This is a genomic window from Actinorectispora metalli (genome assembly GCF_056323685.1).
In genome coordinates this window covers 3,504,454-3,523,872 of sequence record NZ_JBREYE010000001.1, presented here as the reverse complement: position 1 = coordinate 3,523,872, position 19,419 = coordinate 3,504,454, and the positions used below count along the sequence as shown (strand labels likewise).

The 19,419-nt window shown below is 67.4% G+C and carries 22 protein-coding genes; 5 read left to right on the top strand and 17 right to left on the bottom strand.

Going from position 1 to position 19,419, the window contains the following annotated elements:
- Positions 1–18: 18 nt before the first annotated feature.
- Positions 19–384 (bottom strand): F0F1 ATP synthase subunit epsilon, encoded by a 366-nt coding sequence (locus ACU6XJ_RS16505; RefSeq protein ID WP_476312018.1) that lies wholly within the window; start codon positions 382–384, stop codon positions 19–21.
- A gap of 128 nt (positions 385–512) precedes the next feature.
- Between ACU6XJ_RS16505 and ACU6XJ_RS16500 the strand changes: the two genes are divergently transcribed.
- Both ACU6XJ_RS16500 and ACU6XJ_RS16495 read left to right on the top strand, forming a co-directional pair.
- The gene (locus ACU6XJ_RS16500) at positions 513–1,028 is read left to right on the top strand and encodes a SigE family RNA polymerase sigma factor (protein ID WP_476312016.1); all 516 of its coding nucleotides are present in this window, start codon (positions 513–515) and stop codon (positions 1,026–1,028) included.
- Complete coding sequence (locus ACU6XJ_RS16495; protein WP_476312014.1) at positions 1,019–2,338, top strand: hypothetical protein; 1,320 nt, start codon at positions 1,019–1,021, stop codon at positions 2,336–2,338. The genes ACU6XJ_RS16500 and ACU6XJ_RS16495 overlap by 10 nt, the downstream gene beginning before the upstream one ends.
- On the opposite strand, the gene ACU6XJ_RS16490 is transcribed toward ACU6XJ_RS16495, so the two are convergent.
- The 10 genes from ACU6XJ_RS16490 to ACU6XJ_RS16445 all read right to left on the bottom strand — a co-directional run bounded on the left by ACU6XJ_RS16490 (position 2,331) and on the right by ACU6XJ_RS16445 (position 11,116).
- On the bottom strand, positions 2,331–2,957 hold the full coding sequence (locus ACU6XJ_RS16490) for a sensor domain-containing protein (RefSeq protein WP_476312011.1): 627 nt from the start codon (positions 2,955–2,957) through the stop codon (positions 2,331–2,333). The two genes, ACU6XJ_RS16495 and ACU6XJ_RS16490, sit on opposite strands and share 8 nt — an antisense overlap.
- The gene (gene atpD / locus ACU6XJ_RS16485; protein WP_476312010.1) at positions 2,958–4,376 is read right to left on the bottom strand and encodes a F0F1 ATP synthase subunit beta; all 1,419 of its coding nucleotides are present in this window, start codon (positions 4,374–4,376) and stop codon (positions 2,958–2,960) included.
- A gap of 1 nt (position 4,377) precedes the next feature.
- Complete coding sequence (locus ACU6XJ_RS16480; RefSeq protein ID WP_476312007.1) at positions 4,378–5,313, bottom strand: F0F1 ATP synthase subunit gamma; 936 nt, start codon at positions 5,311–5,313, stop codon at positions 4,378–4,380.
- Positions 5,314–5,316: 3 nt separating this feature from the next.
- Positions 5,317–6,960, bottom strand: coding sequence for a F0F1 ATP synthase subunit alpha (gene atpA / locus ACU6XJ_RS16475; RefSeq protein WP_476312005.1), 1,644 nt, complete (start codon positions 6,958–6,960; stop codon positions 5,317–5,319).
- A 68-nt stretch (positions 6,961–7,028) separates the two neighbouring features.
- On the bottom strand, positions 7,029–7,859 hold the full coding sequence (locus ACU6XJ_RS16470) for a F0F1 ATP synthase subunit delta (protein ID WP_476314063.1): 831 nt from the start codon (positions 7,857–7,859) through the stop codon (positions 7,029–7,031).
- A 15-nt stretch (positions 7,860–7,874) separates the two neighbouring features.
- A complete protein-coding gene (locus ACU6XJ_RS16465) occupies positions 7,875–8,408 on the bottom strand; it encodes a F0F1 ATP synthase subunit B (RefSeq protein ID WP_476314061.1) in 534 nt (177 codons plus the stop codon).
- A 44-nt stretch (positions 8,409–8,452) separates the two neighbouring features.
- Positions 8,453–8,710: an ATP synthase subunit c family protein gene (locus ACU6XJ_RS16460; protein WP_476314059.1), complete on the bottom strand. Its 258-nt coding sequence runs from the start codon at positions 8,708–8,710 to the stop codon at positions 8,453–8,455.
- Positions 8,711–8,777: 67 nt separating this feature from the next.
- Positions 8,778–9,545 (bottom strand): F0F1 ATP synthase subunit A, encoded by a 768-nt coding sequence (gene atpB, locus ACU6XJ_RS16455; protein WP_476314057.1) that lies wholly within the window; start codon positions 9,543–9,545, stop codon positions 8,778–8,780.
- A 217-nt stretch (positions 9,546–9,762) separates the two neighbouring features.
- A complete protein-coding gene (locus tag ACU6XJ_RS16450; protein ID WP_476312002.1) occupies positions 9,763–10,251 on the bottom strand; it encodes a hypothetical protein in 489 nt (162 codons plus the stop codon).
- Between the two features lie 43 nt (positions 10,252–10,294).
- Complete coding sequence (locus ACU6XJ_RS16445; RefSeq protein WP_476311999.1) at positions 10,295–11,116, bottom strand: metallophosphoesterase family protein; 822 nt, start codon at positions 11,114–11,116, stop codon at positions 10,295–10,297.
- Between the two features lie 13 nt (positions 11,117–11,129).
- Between ACU6XJ_RS16445 and ACU6XJ_RS16440 the strand changes: the two genes are divergently transcribed.
- Together ACU6XJ_RS16440 and ACU6XJ_RS16435 are read left to right on the top strand one after the other, a co-directional pair.
- Positions 11,130–11,636 (top strand): HepT-like ribonuclease domain-containing protein, encoded by a 507-nt coding sequence (locus tag ACU6XJ_RS16440; RefSeq protein WP_476311997.1) that lies wholly within the window; start codon positions 11,130–11,132, stop codon positions 11,634–11,636.
- Between the two features lie 48 nt (positions 11,637–11,684).
- Positions 11,685–12,197, top strand: coding sequence for an acyl-CoA thioesterase (locus ACU6XJ_RS16435; RefSeq protein ID WP_476311994.1), 513 nt, complete (start codon positions 11,685–11,687; stop codon positions 12,195–12,197).
- Here the strand turns inward: ACU6XJ_RS16435 and ACU6XJ_RS16430 are convergent.
- Complete coding sequence (locus ACU6XJ_RS16430; protein ID WP_476311991.1) at positions 12,189–13,340, bottom strand: glycosyltransferase family 4 protein; 1,152 nt, start codon at positions 13,338–13,340, stop codon at positions 12,189–12,191. The two genes, ACU6XJ_RS16435 and ACU6XJ_RS16430, sit on opposite strands and share 9 nt — an antisense overlap.
- 47 nt (positions 13,341–13,387) lie before the next feature.
- Positions 13,388–14,668, bottom strand: coding sequence for a serine hydroxymethyltransferase (locus tag ACU6XJ_RS16425; RefSeq protein ID WP_476311989.1), 1,281 nt, complete (start codon positions 14,666–14,668; stop codon positions 13,388–13,390).
- A gap of 279 nt (positions 14,669–14,947) precedes the next feature.
- Here ACU6XJ_RS16425 and ACU6XJ_RS16420 point away from each other — a divergent pair, with 279 nt between their 5' ends.
- Positions 14,948–15,592 (top strand): polysaccharide deacetylase family protein, encoded by a 645-nt coding sequence (locus ACU6XJ_RS16420; RefSeq protein ID WP_476311986.1) that lies wholly within the window; start codon positions 14,948–14,950, stop codon positions 15,590–15,592.
- Between the two features lies 1 nt (position 15,593).
- On the opposite strand, the gene ACU6XJ_RS16415 is transcribed toward ACU6XJ_RS16420, so the two are convergent.
- The 4 genes from ACU6XJ_RS16415 to ACU6XJ_RS16400 all read right to left on the bottom strand — a co-directional run bounded on the left by ACU6XJ_RS16415 (position 15,594) and on the right by ACU6XJ_RS16400 (position 19,210).
- A complete protein-coding gene (locus ACU6XJ_RS16415) occupies positions 15,594–16,610 on the bottom strand; it encodes an MAB_1171c family putative transporter (RefSeq protein ID WP_476311983.1) in 1,017 nt (338 codons plus the stop codon).
- A 3-nt stretch (positions 16,611–16,613) separates the two neighbouring features.
- The gene (locus tag ACU6XJ_RS16410; RefSeq protein ID WP_476311981.1) at positions 16,614–17,642 is read right to left on the bottom strand and encodes an MAB_1171c family putative transporter; all 1,029 of its coding nucleotides are present in this window, start codon (positions 17,640–17,642) and stop codon (positions 16,614–16,616) included.
- Positions 17,639–18,172 carry a toxin gene (locus tag ACU6XJ_RS16405; RefSeq protein WP_476311978.1) on the bottom strand — a complete coding sequence of 178 codons (534 nt, stop codon included), beginning with the start codon at positions 18,170–18,172 and terminating at the stop codon, positions 17,639–17,641. The genes ACU6XJ_RS16410 and ACU6XJ_RS16405 overlap by 4 nt, the downstream gene beginning before the upstream one ends.
- 117 nt (positions 18,173–18,289) lie before the next feature.
- On the bottom strand, positions 18,290–19,210 hold the full coding sequence (locus ACU6XJ_RS16400) for a M28 family peptidase (protein WP_476311975.1): 921 nt from the start codon (positions 19,208–19,210) through the stop codon (positions 18,290–18,292).
- Positions 19,211–19,419: the final 209 nt, after the last annotated feature.

Genomic DNA, 19,419 nt, shown 5'->3' with positions numbered 1-19,419 from the left:
CCGGCGACCCGTGCCGGCTCAGACCGAGTGACCGGCGGCGCGAAGCTGCGCGACCGCCCTGGCCCTCTCCACCTCGTCCTCATGACTGAGGTTGGCCTTCGCCGCCTCGACGTCGACCTCTTCGCCCAGTTCGGCGCTCTCGGCGAGCACGCTCACGCCCTCACCCGAGACGGAGAGGAACCCGCCATGCACAGCCGCGGTGACGGTCTGGCCGTCGGTGGTCTTGATGGTGAGCACGCCGCCGTCCACAAGCTGCCCGAGCAGCGGCTGGTGGCCGGGCAGAATGCCCAGTTCGCCCTCGGTCGTCTTGGCGATCACCATCGTTGCGGTTCCGGACCACAGGCGGCGCTCGACAGCGACCAGCTGGACGGACATCTCAGCCACAGGGAACTCCTTGTTCGTTGCGCGTCCTCCGCAGTTTAGACGCCTGCCCAAGCAACCCTTCCGCCCGTACCGGTGTCAACCTAGATGGAACTGTCTCGGCAAGCCGGCATGCTGAACAGTGGGGGCCGATGAAGTCCGAGGACTTCGCCGAGTTCGTGACGCACAGCTCGGCGAGACTATTGCGCAGCGCTTATCTGTTATGTGGGGGCGATCACGGTGCCGCCGAGGATCTGCTCCAGGACGTGCTGGAGCGGATGTACCCGAAGTGGCGTCGCATCAGCGGCTCCCCGGAGGCCTACGCACGGGCCGCGCTGGCCAACGCGGCCACCAACCGGTGGCGGCTGCGCAGGCGGCGGGTGGTGGAGGCACCCCTCGATCTGGCGTCGAACCGGGGCTTTGAGGGGCCGGAACAGCAGGTGGTCAACCGGGACACGGTGCTGCGGGCGCTGGCCGTGCTCTCACCGAAGCGGCGCACGGTGCTCGTGCTGCGGTTCTTCGAGGATCTGACCGAGCAGCAGACCGCCGACGTGCTCGGATGCAGCGTGGGCAACGTCAAGAGCCACACCTCCCGCGCGCTCGCCGAACTCCGACGCTTCATAGGCACCGACGAACCGGCTCCGATCGGAGGGCTCACATGGACGTGAACGTGCTGAGCCGAGCCATGCACGAGGCGGGCGGCGCGGCGAAGATCCCCGACCGGTGGACCGAACGGGTGCTCACCGCGAGCAGACGCCGCATCCGACGCCAGCTGGCGCTGGGGGGCACGGCGACGGTGCTGGCCATCGCGCTCGCGGCGGGGCTGGCGATCGGCTGGGGCGGCTCCGCCTCCCGCCTCGCCCCTGACCAGCGGGCCTGGTTGATCGGAGACACCAAAGGCAGCCTCGGCCGGGACCAGGGACTCCTCGACGGGGCGATCGCAGCCTGGCAAAACCGCGGCTGGTTTCCCATCGTGAGTGACACCCCGTTCGGCGCCCCGATCGGCAAGCCCCACGTGTTCTGGGCGGGTGAGACGGAGGCGGGCCGCGCGGCTGTGGTCACGCAGGAGTTCGCCCGAGCGGATTCAACCCGGGCAGCTACCAACTCGGTGGCGCTTGGTTTGGTGATCGACCTCGGCAACAGCGCGTTGAAGCTGATCAGCAGCGTGATGCCCAGCGTCGACCACCCCGCCGCCGCGGCCTTCCTGGCGGGTGAGCGCAGGCGGGTGTTGATCACGCTGACCACCAAGGCTCCGCTGCTCATCTCGTCCGGCGAAAGCGGAGCGAACGGGCGGTACCAGCGGCCCTGGCGGCAGTTGGAAGCCGACGAAGGTGTCCACACCGGCACATTGCCCGACCAGGTGCTCGCCGACGATGTACTGATCGGTACGAGCTGGCCGGACCCTCAGAACAAGCCTTCCTACCTCTTCAAGCCGGTACAGGCCTCACGTTCGAAGACTTACGAGCCGGGGCCCCGGTCTCCCGGCGTTGAACTGCCCTGGGGTGCCCCTGACGGCCGGACCCGCACCATCGCCAACGGTCACATCGACGTCAGCCCGGAGCCGATGAAGCTCGACGATCTGCGCGCGATGGGATATCTCGATCCCGGATTGGATGCCAGGGCAACCAGGTGGACAGCCACGGTGGAAGTCGCCGAGATCACCCAGCTCACTCTGTTCGGCTTCCGGGAAGGCGATCGGCGAGAGGAGCTCGCAGCCGTCAGGACCGGTCCTGGGGTCCGGTCGCGAGATGTGCTCTACGGCGGGCCAATCGACACCAACGAGCCACTGCCGGTGAGGCTGTGGATACCGGACCGCGGGTGGGCGGTGGCGGCCTATGGAGCCGAGCTGCGTTACCGCACCTCGCAGGCCACCGACTGGCAGCCCTTGGGCAGCCATGCCGCGTTCGTGCCGGGCAGGTCGGTGGAGGTGGAGGTCGGTTATCCGGGCAAGGCGCCCGTGGTGGTGCCCCTCAGCTGAGTGTCCCGGGCGAGGACGCACCGGACCCCACCATGCGGGCGGTCCAGTCGGCGTGTGCCGTCGTGGCCCACCTGATCAGCCACGGCCCCGCCACCAGCAGGATCACTCCGGGCAGCGTGTGCAGGGCGACGGCACCCAGCCACGTCGGGCCGCCCCAGGTGCTGGGTCCGAAGGTGGTGCCCCACTGGAGGATCGGGTAGCTCAGGGAGTAGAGGACCTGCACCCATGGGTAGGCGCACACGAAGCACAACAGCAGGCCGAACGGGACGTTCAGCAGCAGGTAGGCCACCTCACGCCAGCGCCTGCCGGGGCTGGGGCCGATGTCGCGGCCCAACAGCACCTGAGCCCGGCGGCGTTCGAACCAGACCGCGTGGCGGGCCACCCGGCGGAAGGCCAGTGCCAGCAACACGGTCAGGATCGCGCCGACCGCCGCCAGCGGACCGGCGATCAGTCCCGGCAGGGTCAGCGCCAGGTACACGACGGACGCCAGCGGCAGCGTGGTGATGCCGTAGGCGGTGCGCCGCCACGTCTCTGCCCGGAACGCGAGCATGCTCTCCCCCGGCATGGCGGAGCCGGGGCCACCTGACGGCGGCCCCGGCTCCGGCAACAGGTCCGACAATCAGCCCTGGAGCTTCTTGTAGTTGGCCTCGACGTCGTCCAGGCCACCGCAGGAGAAGAACGCCTGCTCGGGGTAGTGGTCGAACTCGCCCTTGCAGACGCGGTCGAACGCCTCGATCGTGTCCTTGATCGGCACGAACGAGCCCGGCTGGCCGGTGAACTTCTCCGCGACGAAGAAGTTCTGGCCGAGGTAGCGCTCCAGTCGACGGGCGCGACCCACCAGCACCTTGTCCTCTTCGGACAGCTCGTCCATACCGAGGATGGCGATGATGTCCTGCAGCTCCTTGTACTTCTGCAGGATCCGCTTGACCTCCTGCGCCACCCGGTAGTGCTCGGCGCCCACGATGGAGGGCTCCAGAATCCGGGAGGACGAGGACAGCGGGTCGACCGCCGGGTAGATGCCCTTCTGCGAAATCGGGCGGGAAAGCTCCGTTGTCGCGTCCAGGTGGGCGAACGTGGTCGCCGGGGCCGGGTCGGTGTAGTCGTCCGCGGGCACGTAGATCGCCTGCAACGAGGTGATCGAGCGGCCACGGGTCGAGGTGATGCGCTCCTGGAGCTCACCCATCTCGTCCGCCAGCGTCGGCTGGTAACCCACGGCGGAAGGCATGCGGCCCAGCAGGGTCGACACCTCGGAACCGGCCTGGGTGAAGCGGAAGATGTTGTCGATGAACAGCAGCACGTCCTGGTTCTGCACATCGCGGAAGTACTCCGCCATGGTCAGCGCCGAGAGCGCGACGCGAAGACGCGTGCCCGGGGGCTCGTCCATCTGACCGAACACCAGCGCGGTGTCGGGCAGCACGCCCATCTCGTCCATTTCCAGGATGAGGTCGTTGCCCTCACGGGTGCGCTCGCCGACGCCCGCGAACACCGAGGTGCCGGAGAACTCGCGGGCGATACGGGTGATCATCTCCTGGATGAGCACCGTCTTGCCGACGCCCGCGCCGCCGAACAGACCGATCTTTCCACCCTTGACGTACGGGGTGAGCAGGTCGAGGACCTTCACACCGGTCTCAAGGATCTCGGTCTTGCCCTCAAGCTGGTCGAAGGCGGGGGCCTTGCGGTGGATGCCCCACTGCTCGCCGTCGCGGCCGGTGCCGGGGGCGTCGAGGCAGTCGCCGAGGGCGTTGAACACGTGGCCCTTGACGACGTCACCGACGGGCACCGAGATGGCGCGGCCGGTGTCGCTGACCTCGGCACCGCGGACGAGGCCGTCCGTCGGCTGCATGGAGATGGTGCGGACCAGGTTGTCGCCGAGGTGCTGGGCGACCTCGAGGGTCAGCGTCTTGGCGACGGCCTTGAAGGTCACCTCGGCGTTCAACGCGTTGAACAGCTGCGGCACGGACTCCCGCGGGAACTCCACGTCGACGACCGGACCGATGACCCGGACCACGCGCCCGGTGGTGGTGGCAGTAGCACTCATGTCACTCATCACTTCCTGCGGCGGCAGCGAGAGCGTTGGCGCCACCGACAATCTCGCTGATCTCCTGGGTGATCTGGGCTTGGCGGGCCTGGTTGGCCTCGCGGGACAACGTCCGGATCAGCTCCGTCGCGTTATCCGTTGCCGCCTGCATGGCGGTACGCCGTGCAGCCGACTCGGATGCGGCCGATTCCAGCAGCGCTGCGTAAATCCTGGTCTTGATGTACTTCGGAAGCAGGGCCGCGAGCAGTGTCTCGGCACTGGGCTCGAACTCGTAGGCGGAGCTCAGCTTGTGCTGGTCCTCGCCGTACTCGATCTCCATCGGCGCGATGCGCTTGGCGACCGCGCGCTGAGTCAGCATCGAGACGAACTCGGTGTAGACGATGTGCAGCTCGTCAACACCCAGGATACCGTCCGCGCCCGGGTCGTCGCCCTCGTCGTCGGCACCGGCCAGGAACGCCTCCACCAGCGTGTCCCCCGCGGCCGCGGCGTCCGAGTAGAACGGCTTCTCGGAGAAGCCGGTCCACGACTGGGCGACCTTGCGCTGGCGGAACTTGTAGGCGCTCACACCCCTACGGCCGATCACGTACAGCACCGGGGTCTTGCCCTCGGACCGGAGCAGTTCCTGGAGCTCGGCGGCGGCCTTCAGCGCGTTGGCGTTGTAGCCACCACACTGGCCGCGGTCACTGGTGACCACCAGGATGCCCGCCCGCTTGGGCTCGGGCCGGGGCGTGAGCAGCGGATTGTCCAGGTTGGATGCCGCCGTGGCCAGCTCGGTCAGCACGTCGGTGATCTCCACCGCGTACGGACGCGACTCGGCCACCCGCGCCTTGGCCTTGGCGATCCGCGAGATCGCGATGAGCTCCTGCGCCTTGGTGATCTTCTTCATCTGTTGGACGGACTTGATCCGTCCACGCAGTTCTCGAACTTGAACGGCCATGGGTTACTTCTTCGCCGGTGCGGGCTTGTTGACCTTGACGGCCTCGGAGCTGACCTTGTCCGCGTCGATCGGCTTGGCGGGCGCCTCGGTGACGGGCTTGCCGTCGGTGCCGGTGAAGCCCTCCTTGAAGGAGTTCACGGCGTTGACGATGCGCTCTTCGAGCTCCTTGGACAGGGTCTTCTTGTCCCGGATCTCGGCCAGGATGCCCTCGTGGTTGCGGCGCACGTGGTCGAGGAACTCGGCCTCGAACCGGCGAACGTCCGCCACCGGCACCGAGTCCAGGTGACCCTGGGTGCCGAGGAAGATCGCCACCACCTGCTCGTCGACCGGGACCGGCGAGTACTGGGCCTGCTTGAGCAGCTCGACCAGGCGGGCACCGCGCTCCAGCTGAGCCTTGGACGCGGCGTCGAGGTCGGAGGCGAAGGCCGCGAAGGCCTCCAGCTCACGGAACTGCGACAGGTCCAGGCGCAGCGAACCGGACACCGTCTTCATGGCCTTGATCTGCGCCGAGCCACCGACTCGGGAGACCGAGATACCGACGTTGATCGCGGGCCGGACACCCGCGTTGAACAGGTCGGACTCCAGGAAGCACTGGCCGTCGGTGATCGAGATGACGTTGGTCGGGATGTAGGCCGACACGTCGTTGGCCTTGGTCTCGATGATCGGCAGACCGGTCAGCGAACCGCCGCCCAGGTCGTCCGACAACTTCGCGCAACGCTCCAGCAGGCGGGAGTGCAAGTAGAAGACGTCACCGGGGTAGGCCTCGCGGCCCGGCGGGCGACGCAGCAGCAGCGACACGGCGCGGTAGGCCTCGGCCTGCTTCGACAGGTCGTCGAACACGATCAGGACGTGCTTGCCCTGGTACATCCAGTGCTGCGCGATGGAAGAACCGGTGTAGGGCGCGATGTACTTGAAGCCCGCGGAGTCCGAGGCAGGGGCGGCGACGATGGTGGTGTACTCCAGCGCGCCCGCCTCCTCCAGCGCGGTCTTGACGCCCGCGATGGTGGAGCCCTTCTGGCCGATGGCGACGTACACGCAGCGCACCTGCTGCTTGGGGTCGCCGGTCTCCCAGTTCTTCTTCTGGTTGATGATCGTGTCAACGCAGACCGTGGTCTTGCCGGTCTTGCGGTCACCGATGATCAGCTGACGCTGGCCGCGGCCGATCGGGGTCATCGAGTCGATGGCCTTGATGCCGGTCTGCAGCGGCTCCTTCACCGGCTGACGCTGCAGCACGGAGGCTGCCTGCAACTCCAGGGCGCGGTTGTCGTCGGCCACGATGTCGCCGAGGCCGTCGATGGGCTGGCCCAGCGGGTTCACCACCCGGCCGAGGAAGCCATCGCCGACCGGCACCGAGAGCACCTGGCCTGTCCGCTTGACCTCCTGGCCCTCCTCGATGTGCTCAAAGTTGCCGAGGATGACCGCGCCAATCTCACGGGCGTCCAGGTTCTGCGCCAGACCAAGCACGCCGCCGGGGAACTCCAGCAGCTCGTTGGTCATCGCGGACGGCAGGCCCTCGACCTTGGCGATGCCGTCGTAGGTCTCGGTGACGACTCCGACCTCTTCCCGGCTGACCTCCGGGGAGTAGGAGGAGACGTATTGCTCGATCGCACTGCGGATCTCGTCCGACGAGATCGTCAGCTCCGCCATGTCTGTCCTGCTCTCACTAACTTCGTCCTGGCCGCACGCTGGGCCTACGGAATAGGTCTCTTCTGTTGTCAGCCGGCGAGTTCGCGGCGCAGCGCGTCCAGCCGTCCGGCCGCACTGCCGTCGATGACCTCGTCACCGATGCGGATGACCAGGCCACCCTGCAGCGACGGGTCCAACTGCACATGCAGTGCGATGGGCCGGTTGTAGATCCGCTCCAGTGCCGAGGAGAGCCGGTTCTGCTGCTCTTCGCTGAGGGCGACGGAGGTCGCCACATGCGCGACCGACCGTTCCCGGCGCTTGGCCGCCAGTGCGGCCAACTCGTCGAGCCCGTCCACGACGCCCCGGCCCCGCGGCTGGCTGACCAGCTGCTCGAGCAGCGCCTTGGTCACCGACTCGACCTTGTCACCGACCAGGCCGCGCACCAGCGCCAGCTTGCCCTCGCGCGGACCGAGCGGGTCGGACAGCAGCCTGTCCAGCTCGGGCTGGGCCGCCACGATGCGGGCGAACCGGAACAGCTCGTCCTCCACCGCGTCCAGCCTGCCGTCCCGCTCGGCGCGGATCAGCAGTGCCGTGGTGGCCAGCGCGTCCAGGCCGTCCAGCAGCTCCCGCGGGCTGGACCAGCGCTGGGTGACAGCGGCGGCCACGATGTCCTTGGCCGCCTTGCCCGCCTTCCGACCCAGCAGGCCGCGAATCAGCTTCTCGCGGCCTGCGGGGTCGGTGGACGCGTCGGCAAGCGCGCGACGCAGGCCCGGCTCCCGTGCCAGCAGACCGACGACGTCGTACAACTCGCCGCCGATCTTGCTCAGCGCGTCGCCCTCGACGCCGTCGACGACCCGTTGCAGCGCGTTCTCCGCCGCGGCGAGCGCATCCCGGCTTGCGGCGTGCAGGGTAGTAGAAATCGTCCTCACTACTCCCTACTTGGCTGCCGTCGCGGACGCGGAGTCAAGCTCGTCCAGGAACCGGTCGACCGTGCCGCGGCGGCGGGCCTCGTCCTCGAGGGACTCGCCAACCACCCGGCCCGCCAGCGTGACCGCCATCGTGCCAAGGTCACCGCGGAGTTCCGCGACGATCTGAGCCCGCTGGGCGGCAAGTTGCGCCTGGCCCTGGGCGACGATGCGGTCCGCCTCGGACTGCGCCGCCTGGCGCATCTCGTCGACGATCACCTGGCCCTCGGCCCGTGCGTCGTCGCGGATCCGAGCCGCTTCCTGACGCGCCTCGGCAAGCTGCGCCTTGTACTGCTCCAGCGCGTCCTTGGCCTCGGCCTGAGCCTGCTCGGCCTGCTTGATGCCACCCTCGATCTTCGCGGTGCGCTCGGCGTACATCGCCTCGAACCGAGGAACGATGTACTTCTTCGCGACCCAAAGCAGCAGCAGGAAGGCGACGAGGCCAACGATGATGTCGACCGTGTGCGGAAGGACAGGGTTGACCTCTGTCGCCGCGAGATTCAATTGAGGAGTAACCACTTACGCCTCCCAGCGAGATCGGCCTCGGATCAGACGGTGAAGAACAGCACCAGGCCGATCAGGGCGAGCACCTCGACCAGAACGAAGGTGGTCCAGGCGATACCCATGAGGGCGCCACGGGCCTCCGGCTGGCGGGCGGTGCCGCTGATGACCGCGGACCAGATCAGACCCACGCCGATGCCGGGGCCGATCGCGCCGAGGCCGTAGCCGATCAGAGCGAGGCCCTGGGGGGTCTTGTCGGCCGCCTGAGCAAGGTTGATCGCCTCGGTCGCCTGGGCAAGGATCATGCTCACGTGTGTTTCCCTTTCAAACTCGGTCCGCGGTCTTCGCGGATCGGGTGCTTGTGTCGACCACTCAGTGATCGCTGGCCAGCGCCATTCCGATGTAGCTCGCGGACAGCAGGGCGAAGATGTACGCCTGAATCACCATGATCAACGCTTCAAGGAAGGTCATCGCGATGGCGAATGCCCACGCAAACAGCGCCAGCGGCTTCAACGCGATGCTGCCGTGAATCAGCAGGTACTCACCGCCGAGTGCGAACAGCATCAGGATGAGGTGGCCTGCGAACATCGCGGCGAAGATTCGGATGCCGAGCGTGATCGGGTTCATGATGAACTTCGTGAACGCCTCGATCGGCGTGAGCAGCAGGTAGATCGGCTTCGGGACGCCTGCCGGGAAGAGTTCCTTGCGCATGTAGCCGAAGAATCCATGCCGCTTGATTCCCACGCCGTGGTAGATCGGGTACATGATCAGCACCGAGACCGCGAGCGGAAAGCCGATATGCGACATCGTCGGGAACTGGACGACTGGAATCAGCCCGTAGATGTTGTTCACCAACATGAAGGTGAACAACGAGAAAATAAGCGGGATGAACGGCTTGAAGTCCTTGGAGCCGATTTGCTCGCGGGCGATGCCGTTGCGCGTGAAGTCGTAGATCGACTCGGCGGCGAACTGGAACTTGCCAGGGACCAGCGACATCCGGCGGGTCGCCATCAGGAAGACCACGGCGATGATGACCACGGACAACGCCACCAGCAGCATCGGCTTCGTGACGAAGCCGAATAGGGGCGGTAGCTCGAAGTCCTTCGCCCCTGGGGGAACGAACGTGCCACCCTCAGCCAGTACCAGGCGCACCTGGGCTCCTTCCGGTTCTCCCGGCCGGCGTTCACTCCGCCGGGGGAATCGTCACGATCGGGAGTAACGTACCTGACGCGTTCCGAGCATCAGGAAGCGGCACCCTCGCGGTTGCTCCCGCGCGGAGGGTGCCTCGCTCCACGATGTGCACGATATCAGCCGGTAAATCGATACCAGACGGCTGTACCAGTTAACGCCGATCGGCCTAGGACGTAGGTCCCGATTCGGGAATGATCGTGGGAATACGGGTCCGGCGGAACGCAATTGCCTCCGCACCGGCTGTGACGAGAACCGCAGCCAGCATGGTGAACGCTAGTGCGTCCGGGTTAAGAACCGAGACGCCACGCAACAGCAGCATCACAACAAGCAGGATCACCATCTTGAGCGCGAAGCCGCCGAGCGATGCAGCCATCACGAGGTGGACCCCGAGCCGGGCGGTGGCGTGCATCAGCCCCAGGGTCATGAGCGCCGCGACGATCGCCACGGCTCCGCCGACCAACGCACCAAGGGCGCCGGGCCACCCGTAAAGCACGGCGAACACGGCGATTCCGATCGCCACCGTCGCCCCGCCCACGGTCAGCACAGCCCGCAGCATGTTGGCAGCCAATGCGCGGACGGCCTTGGCGTGCGGATCGTCCTTTCCGCCCGTCTTGACCAGGTCCATCAACGTCGCCGTATCAGGCGTCTCGCTCATCCACCCTCACCTCAAAACCCGAACACCCCAAGTTACACCCCGGCTAGAGGATCACCCGGGGCACCACCGGCGCGGTGGCGCGGGGCTTCCATTCGCGGGGGTAGCCGAGGGAGACCTCTTCGAAGCGGACGCCGTCATAGTGGTGGGTGCGCGGAATGTGTAGGTGCCCGTACACGGCGACCGCCGCGCGGTAGCGCAGGTGCCAGTCGGCGGTGGCGGTGGTGCCGCACCAGATGGCGAACTCCGGGTAGCGCAGGATCTCGGTCGGCCCGCGGTGCAGCGGCCAGTGCGAGATCAGCACCGTCCGCAGGTCCCCTGGGATCGCCTCCAGCCGCTCCACGGTCTGGCCGATGCGGGCCCGGCACCAGTCGTCGCGGGTCGCGTAGGGGTCGGGGTGCAGCATGTACTCGTCGGTGCACACCACGCCCGACGCGTGTGCCCGCTCCAGCGCCGCCTCCTTGGACTCGCCGCCGACGCTGAAGGTGTAGTCGTACAGCTGGAACAGCGGCGCGATGACCAGGCGCTCGGCGTCGGTCTCGAAGACCGGGTACTCGTCCTCCGGGGTGTGGATGCCGAGTTCGCGGCAGAGCTTGACGATCATCTCGTAGCGGACCTGTCCCCTGACCTGCACCTCGTCCTTGGGCACGGTCCACAGCTCGTGGTTGCCCGGCGCCCAGATGACCTTGGCGAACCGCCCGGCCAGCAGCCGCAGCGTCCACTCGATGGAGGCCCAGGTCTCGGCGATATCGCCCGCGACGATCAGCCAGTCCTCATCGGTGGTCGGCCGCAACTCAGCGGTGAGCTTCCGGTTCTCGGCGTACCCGATGTGCAGGTCGCTGGTGGCGAGCAGACGGCGTTCCCCCATACGGACAGCCTAGATGGCCGCGCTGCGACAGCTTCGCCTGGAAACCAGTTTGCGGATGTTTGGGAGAGTTCATCCCGTGTTGCCGTCTTGTTTGGATCAGCAGACGCTTCGTCGGCGGGTGAACTCGATGCGCCTGATGCTTCAGAATCTCGATCACGCTGGCTTGGACGATGCTGCGGTACTGCGCTCCGACACCGTCCTGCGACTTGCCGCCGAACACATCCTGAGTCACCTTGTCGAGCTGGCGGCGGGCATCAACGATCAGCTGACCACCAAGAACTGCCACGCTGATGCCAATGTCGGCGAGTCATTCAGCTACGCGGCCGAGGTGGGTGTGCTCAGCAAGGAGCTTGCGCGCGAACTGGCGCCGTCAGTCGGATTGCACAGATACCTCAGGCACGGTGGCATCCACATCGATCTGGAGCGTGTGGCGGCGGCGGTGCCAACAACCCGCGCACGGTACCGGCGTTATCTGGATGCGGTCGTCGCGTATCTGGATAGCGAGGACTTCCGCCTGTGATCCATCCCGCCTGTCGGCTGGTCAGGGCAGAGTTAGGGTCGCAGTGTGATGAGTGAGCTCCAGGGGAAACCGACGTCGGTGTCGGCGACGACGTTGAGTCAGATCATGACCGCGGTGGACACCAACCTGTACGGGACCGTGCACGGTGGCGTGATCATGAAACTGGTCGACGAGGTGGCGGGCGCCTGTTCGGGGCGGCACTCCGGTGGCCCGGCGGTGACCGCATTCATGGACGAGATGGTGTTCATGACGCCGGTCCACGTCGGTGACCTGGTGCACGCGAGCGCGCAGATCAACTGGACGGGGCGGACCTCGATGGAGGTCGGGGTGCGTGTCATGGCGGAGCGGTGGAACGAGTCCACGCCCGCGACCCATGTGGCCAGCGCCTATCTGGTGTTCGTGGGCATCGACGCGGATGGGAAGTCGCGGCCGATCCCGCCGGTCCTGCCCGACACCCCGCAGGCGAAGCGGCGGTGGGCGGAGGCCGAGATCCGGCGGCAGCACCGGCTGGCCAGCCGGGAGGAGATCAAGCGCTTCCGTGATGACAACGGCTCAGCGTGAGCGCAGGCGCGGGATCGCCGAGGCGAGCAGGGCCGCCAGCAGGCCGATGAGGACGGCCCAGATCACGACGTTGAGGTCGAAGATCGTCAGGGCCACGGCGCCGAAGGCCAGCACCGCCGCCCACAGGTAGATGAGCAGCACGGCGCGGCGTTGGGAGTGGCCGATCTCCAGCAGGCGGTGGTGCAGGTGCATCTTGTCCGCGCTGAAGATGTGCCTGCCCTCCTTGGTGCGGCGGATCACCGCCAGCAGCAGGTCCAGCAGCGGCACGAACAACACCGCGGCGACCACGACCAACGGGGACAGCAGGCCGACCACGTCGTCGCCGCCGATGTTGGCGAGGTTGAGCTTGCCCGCGGCCGAGGTGATCGAGGTGGCCAGCATCAGGCCGATCAGCATGGAGCCCGAATCGCCCATGAAGATCTTGGCGGGCTGGAAATTGAAGGGCAGGAAGCCGAGGCAGGCGCCCGCCATCACCGAGGCCATCAGGGCTGGTGGGTAGGCCTGGGCGTTGTAGTTGTTCTCGTGCAGCACATTGATGGAGAAGGCCACCGTGGCGACCGAGGCGATCAGGCCGATGCCCGCGGCCAGGCCGTCGAGGCCGTCGACGAAGTTCATCGCGTTGACCATCGTGACGACCAGCAACACCGTCAGGATGCTGCCCTGGTTGCCGGACAGGATCAGCACCGAACCCATGTTGCCGGGTGAGCCGTTCCATGGCACCCAGATGAACAGCCACTGCACGCCGAACAGCACCAGCAGCCCCGCCGCGGTGACCTGGCCCGCCAGCTTGGTGATCGAGTCCAGCTCGAAGCGGTCGTCCAGCATGCCGACCAGCATGATCACGCCGCCCGCCACCACCGCGGCGAATACATCGGTCTCGAAGAACGAGTTGCGCAGCACCGGCAGACTGTGCGCCAGCAGCACGCCGACCAGCACGCCGCCGTACATCGCCACGCCGCCCATCCGAGGCATCGGCGTCACGTGCACATCGCGCGCCCGCGGGTAGGCGACCGCCCCCATCCGGATGGCGAGCAGCCGGATGAGGCCGGTCAGCAGAAACGTCGCGGCTGCCGAAATGAGGCAGACCAGCAGGAACTCCCTGATCGGGAGCACGTTCTCATAGACAGCTGGGGGGAGACCCACGGCGACAGGCTAGCTCTCTTCTCCGGTGTCGGCCGCGATCCCCCTGATCACCCGCGCGGGTAAGCGGGGTGCGCGGCAACCAGTTCGGACACCGCCTCGCCGACCTTGGCCAGTTCGGCCTCGCCAGCCCCGGTGCCCGGCTCCGCTTTGACCGCCCTGCCGATCAGTTTGGCGATCTCCACCATCTCGGCCTCGGCCATGCCCTGCGTGGTGACACAGGGCGAGCCGATGCGGATGCCGGAGGCGGTCATCGGGGGCTGCGGGTCGTACGGGATCGCGTTCTTGTTCAGGGTGATCTTGGCAGCGTCGCAGCGGACCTCCGCGTCCGCCCCCGTCACGCCAAGCGGCCGCAGGTCGATCAGCGCCAGGTGGGTGTCGGTGCCGCCGGACACCGGGCGCATGCCCTCGGCCTCCAGCGACTTGGCCAGCGCGCCTGCGTTGGCCACCACCTGGGCGGCGTAGCCCTGGTACTCGGGGGTGGCCGCTTCCTTGAGCACGACCGCCTTGGCGGCGACACCGTGCATGAGCGGGCCGCCCTGCATCATCGGGAACACCGCCTTGTCGATCTTCTTGGCGTGCTCCTCGCGGCACAGGATCATGCCACCGCGGGGTCCGCGCAGCACCTTGTGCGTGGTGAAGGCGACGACATCGGCGTAGGGCACCGGGGAGGGAATCGCCTTACCCGCCACCAGGCCGATGAAGTGCGCGGCGTCCACCATGAAGATCGCGCCGACCTCGTCGGCGATCTCCCGGAACGCGGCGAAGTCGATCAGGCGCGGGTACGCGGTGGCCCCGGCGATGATCATCTTCGGGCGGTGCTCCTTGGCCAGGTCGCGGACCTGGTCGTAGTCGATCAGTTCGGTGTCGTCGCGGACGCCGTAGGAGACCGGGTTGAACCACTTGCCGGAGAAGTTGACCTTCGAGCCGTGGGTGAGGTGGCCGCCCTGCTTGAGGTCCATCGCCAGCACCGTGTCGCCGGGCTTGCAGAACGCGCCGTAGACGGCGATGTTCGCGCTGGCGCCGGAGTGCGGCTGGATGTTGGCGTGCTCGGCGCCGAACAGCTCCTTGGCGCGGGCGATGGCGATGTTCTCCGCCTTGTCCACCTCGGCGCAGCCGCCGTAGTACCGCTTGCCGGGGTAGCCCTCGGCGTACTTGTTGGACAGCGTGGAGCCCAGTGCGGCCAGCACGGCCGGGCTGGTCAGGTTCTCGCTGGCGATCAGCTGGAGGCCGCCGCGGAGCCGATCGAGCTCACCGAGGATGACGTCGGCGATCTCCGGATCTTGGGACTGCAGGGCGTCGAAGTCGGGCCCCCAGAACGGCGTGCTCACAGCTGTTCGCTCCTCGCGTCGACAATGACTGGGCTGTGCTCACGCTACCGCTTCGCGCTCACGTGAGAGTTACCCGCCATGGTGTGATGAAAGTAGCCATTCGGCCAGGTGAAGCCAACCTTCGGCTGCTCGTGACGTCAATGAGACGTGGCTAGCAAAGGAGCAGTCGTTATTTCGTTGATTGCGGCGCTGACGTGCGCTTTCGCCCTCGTGGCCTGCCAACAGCCGCCATCCGCCGCTCCACCGGCGTTCTCCACTGTTTTACCGACGCTGCCGCCCGTGCCCGCCGCGCATCCCGGCGCAGCCCAGGTCATCCGCAAAGGACCCGCAGGCAACCTCGTGGCGCTGACCATCGACGACGGCGCCTGCAAGGAGTGCGTCGAGGGCTATGTCCGGCTCGCCGAGAACGGGCTGCACGTGACCTTCTGCCCCAACGCGCGGTACGCGCACAACTGGGAGCCCTCCGCCGACCGCATCAGGGCGCTGGTCGCGGCCGGGCGGGTGCAGATCTGCAACCACACGTTCAGCCACCCGAACCTGATCAAGCTGTCCGACGCGGAGATCGCCTCGGAGATCCAGCGCAACGAGGACTGGATCCAACGCGTCTTCGGCACCACCTCGCGGCCATGGCTGCGCCCGCCCTACGGCAACCACAACGCCCGCGTCGACACCGCCGCGGCCCGGATCGGCTTCACGCACGTCGTGGTGTGGAGCGGGTCGTTCGGTGACTCCGGTTTCCTGACGCCGGACGTGCTGCTCGGCGAGGTGCACAAGTACCTGCACGGCGGTGTGGTGATGCTGGCGCACGCCAACGCCCCGACCGCGATTCACGTCTTCGACCGCATCGAGGCGCTGCGCGTCGAACGCGGCCTGGAGTGGGTCACGCTGGATGAGATGTTCGGCACCAGCCGCGCGGTCGGCTAGGTCACCGCGGTCTGATCGCCGCGAGCAGTTCCGGGGCGCGCTCCGCCAGTCGCCCTGCTTCGGCGGACAGCTTGCCGGGCTCCTGCATGGAGCAGGTGCTGAGCATGCCGATGAGGTCCGGCGGCAGCGTGGCGCGTTCCTGCATCAGACCGTCCCAGATCTCGATGACCCTGCGGTAGAGGCGCGAGTTCACATCGTGCAGCCGAAGCCGGTCGGCCAGCGGACCCGGCGGGGCGGCCAGCGCGATGTTCGGGTGCCGCATGCACAGCAGCGACCACAGCCGATACAGCCTGCGCAGCAGCCGGTAGCCGCGCCACCAGGACCGGGCCGCGGTGAGGCGGTGGCCCAGAATCGGCAGCAACGCGCCGGTGACGATCAGCGCAGCATGCGACCACAGCGGGGTGAACGGACGGGCCAGCACGTCGGACGTGCCGGTGAGCAGCCCGACGATGCCCACCACTCGCAGGGTGACCTCGAAGAACACCAGTCCGAACCCGGTGGTGAGCACGATCAGACCGGTGCTCAGCCAGAACTGACCGGTGCGCCGGGCCCAGCGCGAACCGAGTGTTACCAGCGCGGCGAACACCAGTCCCACGTAGCCGCTGAAGATCAGCAGCGGCACGAGTTCGCGCTGCGGGTGGATGGCGAACCGTCCGTCGGCCTCGGCGGCGACCGAGGTGATCACGAAGGCCGCGGCGACCGCGAGCAGGATCGCCGCATGCGTGCGGGACCGCCGCCGGGCCCCTTCGGGACCGAGCACGACCTGGCGGAAGAAGCCGAGCAGCAGGTTGCTGGTACCCAGCAGGAGCAGGTGCAGCGTCACGAACCAGGTGGTGTCGCGGTTGCTGGAATCCGCGGCGGGTAGCAGCGCGACGAGGTTGGCAGCCGCCATGAGCAGCATCGCCAGCCATAGCGTGCGCTGCGCCGGGTCATGCCGGTTCCGGACCGTCCTGGGCAGCCGAATGGCGACGAACAGCAGGCAGACCAGCGCCACCAACGCCTCGACGACCTCGGTCACCGCTCACCGTCCGCTCAGCGCCGCCGTCACCGTGGGCGCGAGTCTGGTGAGACGGTCGACCTCGGAGGCGAGGTCGACCTCCGCGCGCACCGCGACCGCGGTGTCGGAGGCCCACAGTTCGGGCAGGTCGAGTTCGGTGCGCAGGTACAGCAGGCCGTCCCATATCTCGATCACCCGCCGGTAGGCCAACCAGTCCACGCCGCGCAGCCGCAGCCGGTCGGCCAGTGGGCCGGCGTCCGGGACCAACGCGATCCGCGGCGCGTGCGCACACAGCGCCGACCACAGCGGGTACAGCCTGCGCAGTGCTCGGTAGGCCCGCAGCCAGGTCCAAGCCGCGGTCAGCCGCGGGCCCAATGCGGGCAGGAAGGCGCCGCAGGTGACCAAGCTGGTCGCCAACACCTCGACAGGCCATGTCACGTCGTTGAATTCGTACGTCCAGCCCGTCAGGAAATTGACCACGAGGAAGCCGACGTCGTGCAGCATGCAGGCGGCGAACAGGGAGAAGCCGGTGGCCAACAGGATCAGGCCGGTCCACAGCCAGGACCGCGGGACGCGCCGTGACCAGCGCAGGCTCAAGGCCACCAGCACACAGCACACGGCACCGGAGTAGGCGTCCCACACCAGCCAGGGCACCTTGGGGAATGAACCGTCGGCGGGCAGTTCCGCGGTGGCCGTGGTGACCGCGAAAGTGACACAGACCAGCGCCCCGACCATGGCCTGCCTGCGCGCGTGGACCTTGGCCCTCGCAGGCGGCAGCACGGTGTGCAGGAAGAAGATCAGGAACAGGTTGGTGGCCAGCAGCAGGGCCACATAACTGAGGATGGTGTCCGCGCTATCGGGGGCACCCCACTGCATCCAGCCGAATTCCATCGGCAAGTCGGTGGTGAACACCGCGAAGATCATGAACAGCGCCAGCCACAGAGACCGCTGCGCCGGGTTGTGCCAGTTGCGGATCAGCCTCGGTAATCGCCAGAGCACGAAAACGTCGCCGACCACAGTGATCGCGACGACGAACCAGGTGAGGGCGCTCAACTGGGCTCCGGCCCCAGCGCATCGCCGAAGCGTCCGATGACCTCGGCATCCTCCGGTTCGGCCCGCTGCTCGCCTTGCTTCAGCCTGCCCGCGCGCTCCCAGATCAGGGTGGCGATCATCTCCGCCTCCTGCTCCTGGACGTCGGAGTAGCCGCCGCGGCCCAGCACTCGCCGGATCATGGTCGGGTCCAGGCTGGGCAGCAGCGCGTTGCGGCCCGCCTCGAACGCGGCGGAGCCGTGGTGATCGCTGATCAGGTGACCCAGCTCGTGCAGGATGATGTGCTCGCGGTGCACGGCCGCGGTGCCCGACTCGTAGAAGATGTAGTCGATGTGCTTGCCCTCCACCCACATCCCGCAGGGGGTGGAGCCGTCGGTTTCCACCGGGCACAGCTCGATGGGGCGGCCTCGGCGCTCGCCGAGGGAACGGCAGAACGCCTCGATAGTGAAGGGGCGCGGCAGCGTCAGGCCCGCGACACGGGTGTAACACCGTTCGCGCAACCTGCGTAGGGCGCTACCGCTGAGCCGAGACACGCGGCCATTCTGGCCTATCGCGGGGTGAATATCACGCAAAGCGGAAATGGGGCGCTTGTGACCTGCGCGGAAGGCGGCGTCCGCTTCCTCGGAGCGAACGCCGCCTTCACACACCTGTCAGGCTATTTCAGCCAGTTGCCATCCGACCGCCGCGGCGGCACTCGCCGCACGGCCGAGCACGCCGGACTCGACGTTGCTCGTGGTGTCGCAGGCCTGGTGGTAACACGGGTCATTGCCGCTGGCGATGCCGCTGACCTGGACTCCAATGGCCTTGAACGAGGCGTGGTCGGACCTGGCGCCGATGTTGAACGGCCGGGTCGCGATGCCCTTGCTCCGGAACCAGGCCTCGAACCGCTGCTGCAGCGCCGGGGTGTCGTTGTAGACACCCCAGGTGGTGGTGCCCTTGGCGCCCACCATGTCGAAGTTCAGGTACGACTTGATCTTCGACCGCTCGGCCGACGGCAGGTTGTTGGCGTAGTACCTGGAGCCGATCAGGCCCAGTTCCTCCGCGCCCCACCAGCCGAACCGCAGACGGTTCTTCGGTACCACCTTGTTCGAGGCGGCGGCCAGGGCGACCGACAACAGCGCCGAGGAGCCGGAGGCGTTGTCGTTGATGCCGGGGCCCGCGGTGACGCTGTCGAGGTGTGCTCCGAGGAACACCACGTTGTTCGCGTCACCCTGCGGCCAATCCGCGATCACGTTGTAGCCGGTCGCGCCGTTATGGCTGAACGTCTGCATCGTGGTCTGGAAGCCCGCGGCATCCAGGGTGGCCTTCACATAATCGGCGGAGGCCTTGTAGCCCGGCCTGCCGTGTGCCCGGTTCCCGCCGTTGCTGTTGGCAATGGACTGGAACCTGTTGATGTGCGTCATGACGGCGTCGCCGGGGATCTCCGGCGGCGGGGCAAGCACCTGCTGGACACTGCCCCGATCAGGGGCGGGGGCGGCAAGGCTTGCAGGCGCGGTCAGGGACACCGCGGTGGCCAGCGCTGTGCAAAAAGTCAGCGCCGTCGTCCATCTGGTGATCGTGCAGGGTTTCATCCGATCTCCTTTTATGCAGTTGTGGCCACTGCGTACGCAGCACGCCCTCGGCAGGGACCGAGGCAGGCAACGCGGCCGTGTTTCATCAGCCCGTGGCCAGTCCGCAACAAAGTCGTAACCGTGGCATCCGTTGTAGCCGGGCGCTGGTGTTGAATCCAGCGTTCAATTTTGACTTCAGATATTCCACCGAAGCCATGTCGCCCGGTTCG